General features: G+C 43.7%; 14 protein-coding genes and 1 riboswitch. Of the genes, 8 read left to right on the plus strand and 6 right to left on the minus strand.

Going from position 1 to position 17,316, the window contains the following annotated elements; translation table 11 throughout:
- Positions 1 to 28 precede the first annotated feature (28 nt).
- From CXF62_RS01740 to CXF62_RS01750, 3 genes are all read right to left on the minus strand, one after another.
- Positions 29 to 646 carry an alpha-ketoglutarate-dependent dioxygenase AlkB family protein gene (locus tag CXF62_RS01740; protein ID WP_102092666.1) on the minus strand — a complete coding sequence of 206 codons (618 nt, stop codon included), beginning with the start codon at positions 644 to 646 and terminating at the stop codon, positions 29 to 31.
- 20 nt (positions 647 to 666) lie between these two features.
- On the minus strand, positions 667 to 1,557 hold the full coding sequence (locus CXF62_RS01745) for an alpha/beta fold hydrolase (RefSeq protein WP_102092667.1): 891 nt from the start codon (positions 1,555 to 1,557) through the stop codon (positions 667 to 669).
- 81 nt (positions 1,558 to 1,638) lie between these two features.
- Positions 1,639 to 3,555, minus strand: a complete 1,917-nt coding sequence (locus CXF62_RS01750; RefSeq protein ID WP_102092668.1) for an ABC transporter ATP-binding protein — start codon at positions 3,553 to 3,555, stop codon at positions 1,639 to 1,641.
- Positions 3,556 to 3,924: 369 nt separating this feature from the next.
- Here CXF62_RS01750 and CXF62_RS01755 point away from each other — a divergent pair, with 369 nt between their 5' ends.
- Both CXF62_RS01755 and CXF62_RS01760 read left to right on the plus strand, forming a co-directional pair.
- Complete coding sequence (locus tag CXF62_RS01755; RefSeq protein WP_102092669.1) at positions 3,925 to 4,773, plus strand: hypothetical protein; 849 nt, start codon at positions 3,925 to 3,927, stop codon at positions 4,771 to 4,773.
- Between the two features lie 176 nt (positions 4,774 to 4,949).
- Positions 4,950 to 5,840 carry a fructose bisphosphate aldolase gene (locus CXF62_RS01760; protein ID WP_102092670.1) on the plus strand — a complete coding sequence of 297 codons (891 nt, stop codon included), beginning with the start codon at positions 4,950 to 4,952 and terminating at the stop codon, positions 5,838 to 5,840.
- Positions 5,841 to 5,962: 122 nt separating this feature from the next.
- On the opposite strand, the gene thiC is transcribed toward CXF62_RS01760, so the two are convergent.
- Positions 5,963 to 8,077, minus strand: a complete 2,115-nt coding sequence (gene thiC, locus CXF62_RS01765; protein ID WP_228153128.1) for a phosphomethylpyrimidine synthase ThiC — start codon at positions 8,075 to 8,077, stop codon at positions 5,963 to 5,965.
- Positions 8,078 to 8,325: 248 nt separating this feature from the next.
- A riboswitch (TPP riboswitch) is annotated at positions 8,326 to 8,470 on the minus strand.
- A gap of 293 nt (positions 8,471 to 8,763) precedes the next feature.
- Here thiC and pstS point away from each other — a divergent pair.
- From pstS to phoU, 5 genes are all read left to right on the plus strand, one after another.
- On the plus strand, positions 8,764 to 9,930 hold the full coding sequence (gene pstS, locus CXF62_RS01770; RefSeq protein WP_057757805.1) for a phosphate ABC transporter substrate-binding protein PstS: 1,167 nt from the start codon (positions 8,764 to 8,766) through the stop codon (positions 9,928 to 9,930).
- Between the two features lie 209 nt (positions 9,931 to 10,139).
- Positions 10,140 to 11,093, plus strand: a complete 954-nt coding sequence (pstC, locus tag CXF62_RS01775) for a phosphate ABC transporter permease subunit PstC (protein WP_102092671.1) — start codon at positions 10,140 to 10,142, stop codon at positions 11,091 to 11,093.
- A 61-nt stretch (positions 11,094 to 11,154) separates the two neighbouring features.
- On the plus strand, positions 11,155 to 12,060 hold the full coding sequence (gene pstA / locus CXF62_RS01780) for a phosphate ABC transporter permease PstA (RefSeq protein WP_102092672.1): 906 nt from the start codon (positions 11,155 to 11,157) through the stop codon (positions 12,058 to 12,060).
- 77 nt (positions 12,061 to 12,137) lie between these two features.
- Complete coding sequence (gene pstB, locus CXF62_RS01785) at positions 12,138 to 13,058, plus strand: phosphate ABC transporter ATP-binding protein PstB (RefSeq protein WP_102092673.1); 921 nt, start codon at positions 12,138 to 12,140, stop codon at positions 13,056 to 13,058.
- A gap of 119 nt (positions 13,059 to 13,177) precedes the next feature.
- Positions 13,178 to 13,960 carry a phosphate signaling complex protein PhoU gene (phoU, locus tag CXF62_RS01790; protein WP_102078266.1) on the plus strand — a complete coding sequence of 261 codons (783 nt, stop codon included), beginning with the start codon at positions 13,178 to 13,180 and terminating at the stop codon, positions 13,958 to 13,960.
- Between the two features lie 99 nt (positions 13,961 to 14,059).
- Here phoU and CXF62_RS01795 read toward each other — a convergent pair whose 3' ends face one another.
- Both CXF62_RS01795 and argH read right to left on the minus strand, forming a co-directional pair.
- Positions 14,060 to 14,350 carry an oxidative damage protection protein gene (locus tag CXF62_RS01795; protein WP_057757820.1) on the minus strand — a complete coding sequence of 97 codons (291 nt, stop codon included), beginning with the start codon at positions 14,348 to 14,350 and terminating at the stop codon, positions 14,060 to 14,062.
- Between the two features lie 317 nt (positions 14,351 to 14,667).
- The gene (argH, locus tag CXF62_RS01800; RefSeq protein WP_102092674.1) at positions 14,668 to 16,041 is read right to left on the minus strand and encodes an argininosuccinate lyase; all 1,374 of its coding nucleotides are present in this window, start codon (positions 16,039 to 16,041) and stop codon (positions 14,668 to 14,670) included.
- A gap of 239 nt (positions 16,042 to 16,280) precedes the next feature.
- Between argH and CXF62_RS01805 the strand changes: the two genes are divergently transcribed.
- Complete coding sequence (locus CXF62_RS01805) at positions 16,281 to 17,306, plus strand: histidine kinase (protein WP_228153129.1); 1,026 nt, start codon at positions 16,281 to 16,283, stop codon at positions 17,304 to 17,306.
- Positions 17,307 to 17,316 lie beyond the last annotated feature (10 nt).

Genomic DNA, 17,316 nt, shown 5'->3' on the forward strand with positions numbered 1-17,316 from the left:
TAGATGACTCGTTAAGTCAGCGATAGTATCAAGATGTAAGCATATGCCGAAACGTTAGACTGATTCGCCCAGCATCGACCGTCTTTGTCTTAGTAATCGTATGCTTCCAAAAGGTTTGTGTATCACCATGCATCACAACGAGCTGACCAGACTCAAGATAAAGTTCAACTTTGTCTTGAGTTTTTTTATGCTTAAAAACAAATTTTCGTGTGGCACCAAGCGATAAGGAGGCGATGACTGGTTGATGACCGAGTTCTTTTTCGTCATCAGCGTGATAGCCCATACCATCAGCGCCAGAAGGATAGTAATTAAGCAGGCAGGTGTTGAAATTGGCAGTGACGCCAATCTCTGCTAAAGCTTGCTCAATTCTCTGTTTCACGTGAAACACTTTATCTGTCCATGGAACGGTTTGCCGCACATGCCCCGAGTATTGATAATTGGCATCTTCGTCTCCCATCCAAACGATTTGCCGAGTGGTTATATGGGTCTTACCAAATAACGTCACGATATCTGATTGCCAAGGTAGCTCATTTAGTAGAGTGTGATAAAGGGCAGTGGCATCGTCGATAATCACGCCTAAATCATTCACCTTACCATCATAGGGTAGTAAGTTATCCGTGGGTGCAGAAGCAAAGAGGTCAGTCATAATTTAGTCGTTGTAAATCCTTATTTACTGCTTTGATAGTGCTCGTTGATAATTTGAGCGCATAGTTCAGGCGCTTCCATTGGCAATAGATGACCATAATCTGACAGCGAAATAAGACTGCTATCTGGGACAAATTTTTTCCATTGCTTGCGTACTTTGTCATTGATGAACAGGGTAGGCTTGCCTGTAATCAACGTGTAGGGACAGCGTAGTTTTTTAAGGGCAGCATCGATATGAGGTGCGCCAAAATAATTGGCCAGCTCTTGTTCTGGTGCAAACATAAGCGTATAGCTACCATCTGTGTTTTTGCTCAGGCTTTGTTCAGCAAATACTTGCAAGTGCTCATCGCTGATACGTTTATAAGCACGCTGCGCACGTAGGCTCTCGTAATAACTATGGGTACTTGGCCAAGTAGATTGCTTAGTTAAGGTGCTTTTGAAAGGCTCGCGGCTCAGTAGGACAGAGCGTGGCAAAAGGTTATATAAGGTGGCTTGGTGTTTGGTAAATGTGACTGGCTCGATCAAGTATAACTGTGAAAATAGCTCTGGACGTTTGGCAGCTGCCATCGCTGTAGCCGTAGCCCCTTGCGAATGACCAATACCTATGACAGGCTTATTTTGGGTCTTTTCTAAAAACTCAATCAGCATATCAGCATCTTGCTCGCGCGTCAGACGACGGCTCTGCGGCTTATCATACCAGTAGCCACGTAGGGCAAGTGAGCTGATATCAAACTCAGTGGCTAGCTTACTTAATAGCGGTGTATAAGTGCCAACGGTAAAACTATTACCACTATAAAAATGTGCTGGCGCGCGGGGAGTAGAGCTGAAATCTAACGGCTGATTAAACTGGCTAAGGTCATAATAGCGTGCCTGTTTTCCGCCAAGATTAATGCGGTTTGTGAATGCTTCCATAAAATAAACACTTCCTTGTGACTTATTTTGAGTGATTTTTTTGTAGTTTGTCTTCTTATGATTGAGCTGACTTAACAAGTCCTAGTTATCTTCACCTAAGAAGCCACCGCTTTGACGTTGCCACAGTCGAGCGTAGACACCATTCAATGCCAATAGTTCATCATGACTACCTTGCTCAATAATACGGCCTTGATGCATAACGACCAGTCTATCCAGTGCGGCAATAGTAGACAAGCGATGGGCAATAGCAATAACGGTCTTGCCGGTCATGATGTCATTTAAGCTTTCGGTAATAGCATATTCAATCTCAGAATCTAACGCACTGGTGGCTTCATCTAAAAGTAAAATCGGCGCATTTTTTAGCATAACACGTGAGATAGCAATACGCTGACGTTGACCGCCAGATAGTTTGACTCCGCGTTCACCCACTTGGGTATCAAGTCCTGTATTGCCTTTATCATCGTACAGATCTTTGATGAAATCCCATGCCTGAGCTTGTTTGGCAGCGATCATAATCTCTTCATCAGTAGCATCAGGACGACCATAGGCGATATTTTCACGTACAGTACGATGTAGCAACGAGGTATCTTGAGTCACCATACCAATCTGTTGACGCAACGATTCTTGTGTGACCGCATCAATAGCTTGACCATCAATCAGAATCTTACCGCTATCGACATCAAAAAAGCGCAGTAACAGATTGACCAAGGTCGATTTACCAGCACCTGAACGCCCAACCAAACCAATCTTTTCACCCGGCTTAATATCTAAGTGGAAGTTGTCCAACAGTTTGATATATGAGTTAGGAGCGCGCTTAGCGATGTTGGTACTATCAATAGGCTCGCTAGTTTGGTCATTGTCTTCTTCGTCATTTTCATAACTGAAGTCAACATGGTCGAACACGATACGCCCGTCCGTAACGGCTAGGGCTGGCGCATCAGGTTTATCAATGATTGTCTGCGGTGCTGACAACGTACGCATACCATCTTGAACTGTACCGATACTCTCAAACAAACTGGCTGTCTGCCACATAATCCAACGCGTCAAACCATTTAGACGCAACGCCATAGCAGTCGCAGCAGCAATGGCGCCAACACCAACTGCGCCTTGTTGCCACAAGTACAATCCAATACCCGCGGTACTACTGACCAAGATCACACTGATAAGATGGGTCGATACTTCTAAATAGCTGACCCAGCGCATCTGCGCATGTACCGTACCTAAGAATTGTCCCATGGCATTTTTGGCATAGCCTAGCTCACGACGAGAATGGCTAAATAGCTTAACGGTCATGATATTGGCATAAGCATCAGTGATTCGTCCTGTCATCAAGGCACGGGCATCCGCTTGCACAATCGCTGTTTGTTTAAGCTTAGGGATAAAGTACCAAATGGTAATGGCAACCAAGACCAGCCAAATGACAAATGGAATGAGTAGTAAGCTGTCTAAATTAAACAAAATCACCCCTGAGGTGATAAAGTAGACAGAGACATACATAAACATATCGGTGACGGTCATTACGGTATCGCGTACTGCTAGGGCTGTCTGCATTACCTTAGCTGAGACACGACCCGAAAACTCATCCTGATAAAACTGCATGGATTGCCCAAGCATTCGCTGATGAAACCGCCAGCGCATCTGCATAGGAAACACGCCCTGCAAGGTCTGAAAATGGATAAATGATGACAAGGCGATCCACAATGGGCTCACTATCATGACAGCGAGCATGATGAGTAGCATATCGCCTTTTTCTACCCATAAGTTTTGCGGCGTATAAACGCCCAACCAATCGACGATATTACCTATCCAAGCAAACAGCATGGCCTCGTAGATACCGATACCAGCGGACAAAATCATAAAGATTAGTAGCCAGCCGCGTAGGCCATTGGTACATGCCCACAAAAACTTCAGCATGCCATCGCGAGGTGATGGCAATGGCATAGGTGTATCTGGAAAGGCGGGTAGGCGGTTTTCGAAAAAGCGAAATAGAGCATTCATAGGCAGTAATAAAACATCAATAGCAGTACGTCAAGATGAACGAGAGGACTCGTTATCTAGAATCTTTACTTTTGTGATTGGGATTAGGTGCTATTTTAGCAAAATTACTAATCATACCTGCATGCTAATTGTAATTTGCTTAAGAATAGCTATGTTTTGAAAGCTTCAGTTATAACCATAATAAATAGATTGCTGTAGAAAACATATTTTGTTACATTCTACACCTAAATTTATTTATGGTTTAAATATTGCTTTTATAAGCATGATTTCATTGCAAAAATCAGCTGATTAGCAGGGGTTTTATTTAATGGTTTTTATTAATATACGAACAGTAATAACTCAACATTGAAGTTCAAAAGGTAGTAGTGAATGATGTATTTAATAATAGCGGTGCTATGTAGCGTCGCCGTCTCCATACTTTTGAAAATATTGCGCCAGAAAAATATAGATATTCGTCAGACCATCGTGGCAGGCTATCCTGTGGCTTTTTTACTGACTTGGGTATTACTAAAACCTGATATAGGGGCCATACATGCGCTTGATAGCGCTTGGGGCATCATCATCGCGCTTGGGATACTATTACCTGCCGTATTTATCATTCTGGGACGGGCTATTGAAGCGGTGGGGATGGTAGCAACCGACGCCTCTCAGCGCTTATCACTTATCATTCCTATCGTAGCGGCTTTTTTGCTATTCGGTGAGGTGCTGACTGGTACACGTATACTTGGATTGGCGTTAGGATTTTTGGCATTAGGTGCACTTGTCTATCGACCACAGTATAACGATATTACTCGCCAAGCAAAGCATACGCCACTGTGGTTATTCGGGGTATGGGCAGGCTACGGCATTATTGATATTTTGTTCAAACAAGTTGCCAAACAAGGAGCAGCTTTTCCATTGACTCTACTGGTTAGCTTCGGCGTAGCAGGTTTATTGCTTCTAATCTATTTACTTATCACACGGGTACGTTGGCAAAAACAAGCGCTTATGACAGGCTTGCTGCTTGGTGCACTAAACATGGGCAATATCTACGCCTATGTACGGGCACACCAAGTGCTGCATGATTCTCCTAGCATCGTCTTTACTGGTATGAATGTCGGTGTTATTGCCGTAGCGACATTGATTGGCGTAGGTGTATTTAAAGAGCAGTTAAACCGTATCAATATAGTAGGCTTAGTATTGGCAGTCTGCTGTGTAGGGGTACTATTTTTGGCGTAATGCGCATTGTCTAAAAGTATTGGTTTCATGATTTTTTGGCTATATTGTCACGTATCCTATATAGGCATACAAATCATCCTATGATAAGGTTATCTACAAATAACACGGCTTGTATGGAATAAAAAAGCTTAGTTTATGATATTTAATTTAACCAATAAAAATAGGATGCAGGCTCAATGGAATACGATAAGCAATTACAGCGTATAAAAAATAGTTCAGGTTTTATTGCTGCTCTTGATCAAAGTGGTGGCAGCACACCAAAAGCGTTAGAGACTTATGGTGTCAGCAGCGATGCTTATGATAATGATGAGGCCATGTTTGATTTGGTTCATGAAATGCGTGCTCGTATTATGACGTGTGACTGTTTTGATAGTGATCGTGTACTTGGTGCAATTTTGTTTGAAGACACTATGGAGCGCGAAGTCAATGGTAAGTCGACGGCCAATTACCTATGGGAAGATAAAAATATCGTACCATTTTTAAAGGTAGACAAAGGTCTGGCTGAGCAAATGAGCGGCGTACAAATTATGAAGCCAATCCCGAATCTAGATCTATTATTAGACAAAGCAAAAAACTATCCCGTATTCGGTACTAAAATGCGCTCAGTCATCTATGAGCCAAATGTCGATGGTATCGAGCTTGTGGTACAGCAGCAGTTTGATGTGGCTAAGCAAATTATTTCAAAAGGTTTGATGCCTATCGTCGAGCCAGAGGTCAATATTGAAAGCACTCAAAAGCATGAGTGCGAGTTACTGTTGAAGACAGATATACTGCGCAATCTGGAACGCTTAAGTGACGAACATCAAGTGATGCTCAAGCTGACGTTACCAGAAGAGGCAGGGTTTTATCAGGAGCTGATTGACCATCCTAAAGTGTTAAAAGTTGTGGCGTTATCTGGTGGTTATAGTCGTAGCGATGCTTGTGCCAAGCTTAAACAAAACCCAGGTATGATTGCGAGCTTCTCGCGTGCCTTTACTGAAGGCTTGAGTAAGCAACAAAGTGATAGCGAGTTTGCTGAAACCATTAATACGTCAATTGAAGAGATTTATGAAGCGTCGAAAGTGTAAACGTAGTAAATAAAAACTCGCACATAAATCATGAGTAAATAAGCAAAAAAGCCCTACTAGATAAGTGTGCAAATACTTAAATAGTAGGGCTTTTCTTATTTCAAAAGCATAGGTTATTAACACTACACCTCTTTATATAACTGGCGTCCTTCGTTGTTATATTTCTTAGTCATCTCCGCCATGCCTTGGCGAATTTCCTCAGCAGTGGCTTCACCAACTTGTCCAACGAGCTCTGTATCTACCTCTTTGATTAGATGACCAGCGTCAGTTAAGTCGCCTGTTTGCGGCGTTACTTTTTGGTTGGCAGCAGCTTTATCTAGTCCTGCTGCATATTCACGCACGTTTTGAGTGATTTTCATTGAACAAAACTTAGGGCCACACATGGAGCAAAAGTGTGCCGATTTGTGTGCGTCTTTTGGCAACGTCTCATCATGATATTCACGTGCAGTATCAGGATCGAGCGCTAGGTTGAACTGATCATCCCAGCGGAATTCGAAACGGGCTTTAGATAGCGCGTTGTCACGTGCTTGTGCTCCTGGATGACCTTTAGCAAGGTCAGCAGCGTGTGCAGCGATTTTATAAGTAATAATGCCGTCTTTGACGTCTTTTTTATTTGGCAAGCCTAAGTGTTCTTTTGGCGTGACATAGCATAGCATCGCTGTACCAAACCAACCAATCATCGCAGCTCCGATGGCGCTAGTGATATGGTCATAGCCTGGAGCGATGTCTGTCGTTAATGGCCCTAAAGTATAGAAAGGCGCGTCAGCACATAGCTCAAGCTGCAAGTCCATGTTTTCTTTGATGCGGTTCATCGCGACGTGTCCAGGGCCTTCGATCATTACCTGTACATCGTGCTCCCATGCCACTTTGGTCAATTCACCAAGCGTACGTAGCTCACCGAACTGCGCTTCATCATTGGCATCTTGCAAGCAACCAGGGCGTAGGCCATCACCTAGACTAAATGCTACATCGTACTGTTTCATAATCTCGCAGATGTCTTCGAAATGCGTATATAAAAAGCTTTCCTTGTGATGGGCTAAACACCACTGCGCCATGATAGAGCCGCCGCGTGAGACGATACCTGTCAGACGTTTTGCGGTGAGCGGCACATAGCGTAATAGCACGCCAGCGTGAATAGTAAAGTAATCTACGCCTTGCTCTGCTTGCTCGATCAACGTATCACGGAATATCTCCCATGTAAGATCTTCAGCGACGCCATCGACTTTTTCTAATGCTTGATAAATCGGTACCGTACCAATCGGCACAGGAGAGTTACGGATTAGCCATTCACGGGTTTCATGAATGTGATTGCCCGTTGATAAATCCATGATGGTATCCGCACCCCAACGTGTTGCCCACGTCATTTTAGATACTTCTTCATCGATAGACGAGCCCAGCGCTGAGTTACCGATATTGGCATTGATTTTCACCAAGAAATTGCGCCCGATGATCATCGGCTCAGATTCAGGGTGGTTGATGTTGTTTGGAATAATTGCGCGTCCAGCCGCCACTTCATCACGGACAAATTCAGGGGTGATGATTTGAGGCGTATTGGCACCGAAGCTTTCGCCATCGTGTTGACGCATATCGGTCAGTTCATGCTGCTTTTGCGTTTCGCGTATGGCGATATATTCCATCTCAGGGGTGATGATGCCTCGGCGCGCGTAGTACATTTGCGTGACGTTCTGTCCTGCTTTGGCGCGACGCGGTTTATCAATATGGGCAAATCTAAGGTTAGCAGTGCTGATATCACGCGCACGCGCTTGTCCGTATGAGCTAGATAGGCCGCTTAATTGCTCGGTATCATTGCGTTCCGCGATCCAGCTTTCACGCAACTTTGGCAATCCACGTGTTAGGTCGATATCGACATTAGGGTCGGTATATACACCTGAGGTGTCATACACATAAAACGGTGGATTATGCTCACCGTCTTTATCTCCCGTACCGCCTACAGGTGTATCAGCCAAGCTGATTTCACGCATCGGTACTTGGATGTCAGGTCTTGAGCCTTCGAGATAGACTTTTCTTGAGGCGGGTAAAATACGGTGCAAGTCGCGCGCATCTTCTTCGAAACGGGCATCACTTGCGGCACGGTGAGCAGGGGTTTTTAACGCATCTGCTTTTTTATCTGCTTTGACTTTGGTCGTGTCAGCAGCATTTGAAGCAAGCGTTGAGTTGTCGGCTGGGTTATGCGTTTGGGCTTTCGGTGCAATTGAGGTAGTGTCTGCAGTAGTCATATGCTGTCCTAGCGTGTTGGTTTTTGAATAAAATCAACACCGCCAGTATCTGCGGGGGTAGGCATCCATCATCTAGACAAATTTATATCATGAACCCACAACTTCGACCAAAAAGTATCGTCGCGCATGGTGATCATCAAATATTGGACGCAGCTTTATATCATCTCTTCTTATCTGTTTATGCATTACGCATATTAAGACAATAGTGACGATAAAAATGTATTTCTACGCGCCCTTTGTCATAAATAACAAAGTGCTTAAGACTTCCCTGCGTCGGTACTAACCGCATCAGGTTCGGCGGGTGATCTCTCAGCGAATGTATCAAGGCGACTACTTTGATAAAGCAAGTTTAATAAAGTGAGCCAAAAATACACCGCACCCCGAGTCTGTCAGTGTTGTAAATCAGCCTTCATACTAACAAAATTCTCTACCAACGGCTAATAGTATTTGGATACAAATATTCTGTGTCAAACACACGGTTCAATATTTTCGTGAATAATTTTTTTGAGTGTTGATAGATGAGGGTACTTAGTATTACTAGGTTGTAGACAAATTGTTCAAATATTATGTAAAGCGAATGAAGGATTCTAGAAGTTGTCATTAAACTGTCATAAAGATTTGGCAAGATAACACGCATATCACAAGCAATGCTTTTTTATACCGTTGTTAAACTTCAGGAGTCCTACATGCGTTATTCGTTATTAGCAGTGGCCGTCAGTTGTACATTAATGCTTACGGCGTGTAATAAGTCAACAGATACGGCGGAGCCAACTGCTGATACTAGCAGTAGCGCTGTGACAACAGCTGAAACAACCTCTCAGACAGCATCTTCTGCTACGTCAGATTTTAAATCTGCTGAAAATATCGCTATGAATATTACAGGTGCAGGTGCGTCATTCCCGCAGCCTATCTATGCGAAATGGTCATATGACTACAATGCTGCGACCGGCGGCCAAGTCAACTATCAGTCGATTGGTTCATCTGGTGGTATCAAACAAATCCAGTCAAAGACAGTAGACTTTGGTGCTTCTGATGCACCGATGACGCCTGAAGAGTTAGACGAAGCAGGTTTGATTCAGTTCCCAACAGTCATCGGTGGTGTTGTACCAATCGTCAACATTGATGGCGTTGAGCCTGGTGCACTGAAGCTAGACGGCACAACGTTGGCTGATATCTATTTGGGTAAAATCAGTAACTGGAATGACCCTGCGATTAAGGCGATGAACCCAGATTTGACCTTGCCAGATGCCCCAATCACAACAGTATTCCGCTCAGATGGTTCAGGTACGACGTTTAACTTTACTGACTATCTTGCCAAGGTTTCACCAGACTGGAAAGACACCGTTGGTGTTGATAAAACCGTCAAATGGCCGACTTCTGCTACTGGTGCAGGCGGTAAAGGTAACGAAGGCGTATCAAGCTACGTCAACCGTATGAAAAACTCTATCGGTTATGTTGAGTATGCTTACGCTAAGCAGAATAAGATGTCACATACTGCGCTGAAAAACGCAGCTGGTAACATCGTACAGCCATCTGCTGAGACGTTTGCTGCGGCAGGTGATATCGATTGGTCACAACAAGAAGGCTTTTATAAGGTCATCACCAACTCTGAAACTGACCAAGCATGGCCTATCGCTGCTGCGACCTTTATCTTGGTACATAAGCAACCAGAAAATCCTCAGCAAGTCGCTGGCGTGTTGAACTTCTTTGACTGGGCTTATACCCAAGGTGATGACAGCGCCATGGAATTAGACTACGTACCATTCTCTGATACGGCAGTAGCCTTGTTTAAAGAGAAGTGGAACGAAGTGAAAGGTAGTGATGGACAGCCTGTCTACAAGCCAGCTCAGTAATTTGTTTCTGCTAAATACTATTTAGCAACCGACAAGTTATCCTCTCGAATAACTATTCTCCGGTAGTTATTTGAGAGGTTTTAACACAGCAAATTTGATGAATACATCTCGATAAATATGCTTACATATCCCATTTAAGTTTGTTGTGTTAAAACCTGAGATACATCTTTTTAATATTTCGATTCATCCCATTCAATGCTGAGACACTTATGACAGACTTAAGGTCCCAACTGGCTAAACAAAAACGTTACGACGCTTTATTTGTCAACTCTACTAAAGCGTTTGCCATACTCGTCCTCCTATCTTTAGGGGGCATTTTGGTGTCTCTAATTGTTGGAGCATGGCCGAGTATTCAAGAGTTTGGTTTGGGATTTTATACCAGTAATAACTGGGATACAGTCGCCAATGAATACGGGGCATTAGCGCCTATTTACGGCACCTTAGTCACGTCATTTATCGCTATTGTTATCGCGGTTCCAGTCAGTTTCGGTATTGCGATATTTTTAACCGAGATGTGCCCTAAGTTCCTCAAAAAACCACTTGGTATCGCCATTGAGTTGTTGGCTGGTATCCCATCTATCATTTATGGTATGTGGGGATTATTCGTATTTGCGCCATTTTTTGGTGATCACATTCAGCCATGGTTTATTGAGCACGTCGGCCCTCTGCCTATTGTCGGTAAGCTGTTTGCAGGTGCGCCTATGGGACTGGGTATGTTTACCGCCTCCCTAGTACTTGCCATTATGATCATACCGTTCATCGCCGCTACTATGCGCGATGTTTTCTCTGTCGTACCAGACTTACTGAAAGAGTCAGCATATGGCATGGGCGCGACGACTTGGGAAGTCATGTTCAAGATTATCTTGCCTTATACCAAAGCTGGTGTCGTTGGTGGCGTAATTTTGGGTCTTGGTCGTGCATTGGGTGAGACGATGGCAGTTACTTTCTTGATTGGTAATGCGTTTAATATCAGTCCAAGCCTATTCACGTCTGGTGTGACGATTACCTCGGCCTTGGCTAATGAGTTTGCTGAAGCATCTAGTGAGCTACATCTTGCGTCTTTACTACATCTAGGCTTAATCTTATTTGTCATCACCTTCATTGTGCTGTCTTTAGCAAAACTGATGCTCATGCGCATGGATCACAAAGCAGGTAACCGATAAGTCTGTTACCGATTTATTGAACCTTGATAGATATTGATAAAAGATATGGGAAATAAATATTATGCCTGCTAACAATACGATCAATGCACCACTACCTACTAAGCCAAACGGCGCTACCCGCTACAATCAAAGCCTGTATAACAAGCGTCGTTTGACCAACAAGTTAGGTCTAGGCTTTGCCATGTCAGCGATGATTTTTGGCCTCTTTTGGTTATCATGGATTTTGGTGACTTTGTTTGTTGAAGGCTTCCAAGGCATGGTGCAGTTGCCAATCTTTACCGCTGATACGCCGCCACCGATGAGTGCAGGCGGCTTACGTAATGCTATCGTTGGTTCGGTCATGTTGGCGTTTTCAGGCTTGTTTATCGGTGCACCTATTGGTCTTATGACAGGTATTTACTTATCTGAGTTTTCTAAAGGCAGTATGCTGGGCAAGGTCACTCGCTTTTTAAATGATATTCTATTGTCAGCGCCATCGATTGTCATCGGTCTATTTATCTATGCGCTGATGGTAAAAGGTCAAAGTTTCTCTGGTTGGGCGGGCGCGTTGGCATTGGCGCTGATTGTTATTCCAGTGGTCGTGCGTACGACAGAAAACATGCTGAACTTGGTACCTAATAGTCTACGCGAAGCAGCTTATGCGCTAGGTACTCCTAAATGGAAACTGGTCACTCAGGTTACGGTAAAAGCTGCACGAGCTGGACTGACCACAGGTGTGCTACTGGCCTTTGCTCGAATCACTGGTGAGACAGCGCCGTTACTATTTACCGCACTTAACAATCAATACTTCAGTACAGATATGGGTCAGCCTATTGCTAACTTACCCAATACCATTTACCAGTTTGCGATGAGTCCTTATGATAATTGGCACACACTGGCATGGGCAGCCGCGCTGCTGATCACAGCGTCGGTCTTGGTATTGAATATTTTGGCAAGATTTATTGGCAATCGCGGTCAGGTCAAATAAAGACAGATATCGCTGCAAAGATACCAAGTATTTACTTATATTTATACGAAATACACTAAGCTAGGTTGGATAATATTATGAATGATGTCGTAAGCAAAGCCCGCACAGAAACAACGGCTGATCGCCTTAACAGTACAACAGACAGCTTGTTAAATAGAACCACGTCTCATAGTGCGCAATCGCAGCAACCCAATACTGCTGACTTCACTAAGCAAAGCATTCATGATATCCCCAAAAACATGCCCAAAGCAAAAATGGAAGTCCGCGATCTAAACTTTTACTACGATGATTTTCAGGCATTAAAAAACATCAATATCGATATCGCAGAAAAGAAAGTAACGGCGTTCATTGGTCCATCAGGTTGCGGCAAATCGACGCTGCTACGTACCTTTAACCGCATGTATGATCTGTATCCAGGAATGCGTGCAGAGGGCGCTATCAACCTTGATGGGCGCAATATTTTGGGCAAAGACATAGATGTCAACTTGCTACGCGCGCAGGTCGGTATGGTATTTCAAAAGCCAACGCCGTTCCCGATGTCAATCTATGACAATGTTGCCTTTGGTGTCAAACTCTATGAAAAGCTCAGCAAAGACGAGCTGGATCATCGCGTGGAGTGGGCACTAAAAAAATCGGCGCTATGGCCAGAAGTGAAAGACAAGCTAAAAGCATCAGGACTGTCGTTATCAGGTGGTCAGCAGCAGCGTCTGTGTATCGCCCGTAGTGTGGCGACCAAGCCTGAAGTGCTGTTGCTTGATGAGCCGACCTCAGCACTGGATCCTATCTCGACGGGTGCTATCGAAGATTTGATCGAAGATCTGAAAAACGACTATACCATCGCTATCGTCACTCACAATATGCAGCAAGCAGCACGCGTATCTGACTACACGGTCTATATGTATTTGGGCGACATGATTGAAATGGGTGAGACCGATCAGATATTTACCAAACCTACCCAAACCGCGACAGAAGACTATATTACAGGTCGTTATGGCTAATATTGATTGAGATTGAAGTCGGTACAAGCAGACAACGCTGACTAGTATGTCATAAGCCGACTTTCTAACTTCATAGGCACACTGCGCTATTAAAATATAGATTCTAGGGAATACCTCTTATGCAAAGTGATAAGCATATCTCCAAAAGTTTTGACCAAGACCTTGATGAAGCCATCCGTTTATTTTTATACATGGGTGATAGCGCGGCTAACCAAGTGGCCAAAGCCATTCACGCTCTGATCGATAAAGACGAAACACTGGCGCAAGAAGTCATCGATATGGACTTCGATATCAATCGAATGGAGGTCGAACTCGACGAGCACATTTTATTATTGGTCGCCAAACGCCAGCCAGCTGCCAGTGATTTGCGTTTAGTCATGTCGATTAGTAAAGGTGTGGTTGATTTGGAACGTATCGGTGATGAAGCGGTAAAAATTGCGCGAATGGCCAGTAAAATAGCGGCAGAAGGCAAATCAGCATACGGCTATGCTGAGGTTCAGCACTTGAGCAATCAAGTTCGTCTGATGCTAAACAACTCGCTAGAAGCTTTTAGTCAATCGAATGCGGAACAAGCGTTTGAAGTGATGCGTAATGATAGCGTGGTCAATACCGAATATCAGTCAGCCATTCGTGCCTTAATGACCTATATTATGGAAGACTCGCGCCATGTATCAAAAGTCATCAATATCATGTGGATATTACGATCGCTTGAGCGTATCGGTGACCATGCACAAAATGTCGCAGAGCTAGTCATTAACTATATCAGTGGACAAGACGTGCGTCATTCAGACTATGCCATGGTCGAAAAAGCGGTGCAAGAAGCCAATGACCGCTTAGCTGCTCGTCAAGTTAGTACATTGTCAGCCAATGAGCTCGAAACGTCAGATAGTGATGAAGGCTGATAAGAAAGACTGTGATTTTCACCTTATAATAAAAAACGCGCTATAGTAAGCGCGTTTTTTTATGATTATTAGATATTGCTACTAGGAGGCAAGTAAGTACTAGCTTTCAGGTGTCCAGCCTTGTGCGCGCTCATAGTCTTCATTGTCTAAGAACTTATCACGCTGCTCTGTTAAGAACTTTTTAGCAGCAGGATCCATCATGCTTAGATGATTCTCATTAATAAGCATAGTTTGATGCTCAAGCCATTCTTTCCACGCTTTTTCAGATACGGTCTCTTGCAGCTCTTGGCCTTTCTTATTAGGGAAGGGTGGATGCGGCATCTTTGGTAAATCTTGCTTATATTTACGGCAAAACACAGTATTTGCTTGAGGGTTAAAAGTCTCAGTCATAAGGCATTCCTTATTCATTATCTTAAGTGGTTAAATCAAATATCATATGATTCTATGATAACGGTCTTGGTAGATTTAGCAAAGGGTACTAATGTATATCGTCAAGCCTCTATCCATTTTTTATAAAGTCTTTGGTAGCTGGTGTATGACAAACACTAACTACGTTTGACTTTTTTATTGAAATTTCCAAAGCTATTGATATTTTGAAAATGACATTGGCCAAACCAGTAGAGGTCATAGGACAAATAAAAACACCCGCATAAGTAGCGGGTGTTAAGTTTAAATTAGCAAGTTGGCTATTATTTGCAAATTAATGATTAAGCAAAGGCTTTTAAGCGAGCACGGCCATTGACCACCGCTTGCTTGACTTGGTTTGGCGCAGTGCCACCTAAATGGTCACGAGCTGCTAATGAGCCTTCTAGCGTTAGATAGTCGAAGACATCTTCACCGATAGCATCGCTAAATTGCTGTAGCTGTGCCAATGACAAATCACTTAGATCAACACCCTCTTTGATGCCTAAAGCAACAGCGTTACCAACGACTTCGTGAGCGTCACGGAATGCCACACCTTGACGTACTAGGTAATCTGCCAAGTCAGTCGCAGTCGCATAGCCTTTCATCGTAGCGGCACGCATACTTTCTTTGTTTGGCGTGATATTTGGTAGCATATCAGCAAACGCTAATAGTGAACCTGTCAACGTATCAACGCAATCAAACAAAGGCTCTTTGTCTTCTTGATTGTCTTTGTTGTAGGCGAGTGGCTGGCTTTTCATCAAGCTAAGCAAAGTCATCAACTGACCAAAGACGCGTGCCGCTTTACCGCGTACCAACTCAGGTACGTCAGGATTTTTCTTTTGCGGCATGATCGATGAGCCCGTACAGAAGCGATCTGGTATCTGCACAAAATTAAATTGTGCTGACATCCAAAGAATAATCTCTTCGCTCATACGCGACATATGCATCATCAGGATAGATGCTGCTGAAGTAAACTCAATCGCAAAATCACGGTCTGAAACAGCATCGAGCGAATTTTGGCAAATACCTTCAAAACCTAGCAATTCAGCAGTAATGGTACGATCGATTGGGAAAGTTGTACCAGCAAGCGCTGCACTACCAAGTGGCATCTGGTTGATACGGCGGCGTGCATCGACAAGACGCTCAGTATCGCGATACAACATCTCAAACCATGCCATCACGTGATGCCCAAAGCTAACAGGCTGTGCTGTTTGCAAATGAGTAAAGCCTGGCATGATAGTATCAGTATGTTGCTCAGCCAAATCAAGTAAACCACTTTGCAGACGTACCAATAACTCAATAATATTATCAGTCTCTTCGCGCAACCATAGGCGAATGTCTGTGGCTACCTGATCGTTACGGCTACGACCAGTGTGTAGCTTTTTACCAACGGCACCTACAATGTCAGTCAGACGTGACTCGACGTTCATATGCACGTCTTCAAGGGCGATCGACCAGTTAAACTCACCTGCTTCAATCTCGCGCAATACTTGCTGAAGGCCATCGATAATGGTGGCAACTTCATCAGCAGTTAAAATGTTACATTCTTTTAGCATCGTTGCATGAGCAATCGAGCCTTGAATATCGTGACGAGCAAAGCGTTGGTCAAAGCCTACAGAGGCAGTAAAGGCGGCAACGAAGCTATCTGTCGCTTCACTAAAGCGCCCGCCCCACATTTGTTGGCCTTGGCTACTAGCAGGCGCAGTCTGCGTTGTGGTACTTGTTATCGGAGCATCTGTGCTAAAATCAGAGTCAGATGAACTTTTACTTGATTCAGGATTACTAGGTTTTGAAGAATTGGCGTTCATATCGGTACAAGACAAGTCAAGAGAATAAGAACTCGAGTATAGCAAATGATGAGGTTGCCTTACTAGCTACACGCTTAGAGTTTTTTATTCCTAAACTCATGGAGATCATGAGGCCTTGGCAGTGGCTGACATATATCTTTTTTTGGTCCTTGTTCCTAACGGTAATGGAGCGCCATAGCTTAGCCACTTGGTCAGACTTCATGATTCAGTTTGTACGTAGCTTCACTCAAAACACTCTGACGGTTATTCCCTCACTGTATTTAGTTGACTACCTACGCCCTGCCTTCAAAAACGCCAGTATTCTTAGTGTAAGTATGCGCATTGTATTGTTACTGATGTTTGCTGCTGCAGTTTCGATGGCGTTAGTCACATTATCTATGATTAATTTTGGTTGGCTAACATATGATAGTCGCACGTTTGTATTGAATATCGTGCTCAATACAGTGTTGTCTGGCGGTTTTACGACTGTATTCTTATTATATTTTTTGCGTAGCTACCGTGAGCTTAATGCGCTTAAGTTGTCCTTTGAATATAAATTGACTGCACAAAATGATCTAATAAAAGCGCGTACGGCCCCGCACTTTTTCTTTAATACTATCAATACACTCGTATCACTGATTGAATCGAACCCGCCCAAAGCCGCTGACTTATTACAGCACGTTTCTGCATTATTCCGCGCTAGTTTTAGTGGTACACGTGAGATTAGCTTTGAAGAAGAGATTGATCTTTGTGAGCATTATTTGGCAATCGAATCTAGTCGTTTAGCAGACAAGCTCGAAGTCAATTGGAAGTTACCTGAAGAAGATATCATGTATGACATGGTTATCACTGCGCTAACGCTACAAAGCGTGCTAGAGAAAATACTCCTCAATGTGGTAGAGCTGACCACAGAAACTATCTGCATTAATATTGAAGTCACGTGGGAACAACACCGAGTTAAAATCATGATTGATGTTGCGCTTCCCAAAAAGACACTAATTATCAATCATGACTTGCGTCAGCATATGAATTTCTATATTCAAGCTGATCGTTTGCGTGCCCATTTTGGTCAAAGTGCTGACATTCAAAGCTCGGTAGCCAGCACTCAAATTATCACCATCATCGACTATCCTCTACAAGACGTCGGTTTATAACCTACTGTTC

The sequence above is a fragment of the Psychrobacter sp. MES7-P7E genome, assembly GCF_002863645.1.
Classification (GTDB): Bacteria; Pseudomonadota; Gammaproteobacteria; order Pseudomonadales; family Moraxellaceae; genus Psychrobacter.

Bases quoted from the DNA above. Each gene is read 5' to 3' on its own strand.
- CXF62_RS01740 (WP_102092666.1), bottom strand. From the start codon at position 646: ATGACTGACCTCTTTGCTTCTGCACCCACGGATAACTTACTACCCTAT.
- CXF62_RS01745 (WP_102092667.1), bottom strand. From the start codon at position 1,557: ATGGAAGCATTCACAAACCGCATTAATCTTGGCGGAAAACAGGCACGC.
- CXF62_RS01750 (WP_102092668.1), bottom strand. From the start codon at position 3,555: ATGAATGCTCTATTTCGCTTTTTCGAAAACCGCCTACCCGCCTTTCCA.
- CXF62_RS01755 (WP_102092669.1), top strand. From the start codon at position 3,925: ATGATGTATTTAATAATAGCGGTGCTATGTAGCGTCGCCGTCTCCATA.
- CXF62_RS01760 (WP_102092670.1), top strand. From the start codon at position 4,950: ATGGAATACGATAAGCAATTACAGCGTATAAAAAATAGTTCAGGTTTT.
- thiC (WP_228153128.1), bottom strand. From the start codon at position 8,077: ATGACTACTGCAGACACTACCTCAATTGCACCGAAAGCCCAAACGCAT.
- pstS (WP_057757805.1), top strand. From the start codon at position 8,764: ATGCGTTATTCGTTATTAGCAGTGGCCGTCAGTTGTACATTAATGCTT.
- pstC (WP_102092671.1), top strand. From the start codon at position 10,140: ATGACAGACTTAAGGTCCCAACTGGCTAAACAAAAACGTTACGACGCT.
- pstA (WP_102092672.1), top strand. From the start codon at position 11,155: ATGCCTGCTAACAATACGATCAATGCACCACTACCTACTAAGCCAAAC.
- pstB (WP_102092673.1), top strand. From the start codon at position 12,138: ATGAATGATGTCGTAAGCAAAGCCCGCACAGAAACAACGGCTGATCGC.
- phoU (WP_102078266.1), top strand. From the start codon at position 13,178: ATGCAAAGTGATAAGCATATCTCCAAAAGTTTTGACCAAGACCTTGAT.
- CXF62_RS01795 (WP_057757820.1), bottom strand. From the start codon at position 14,350: ATGACTGAGACTTTTAACCCTCAAGCAAATACTGTGTTTTGCCGTAAA.
- argH (WP_102092674.1), bottom strand. From the start codon at position 16,041: ATGTGGGGCGGGCGCTTTAGTGAAGCGACAGATAGCTTCGTTGCCGCC.
- CXF62_RS01805 (WP_228153129.1), top strand. From the start codon at position 16,281: ATGAGGCCTTGGCAGTGGCTGACATATATCTTTTTTTGGTCCTTGTTC.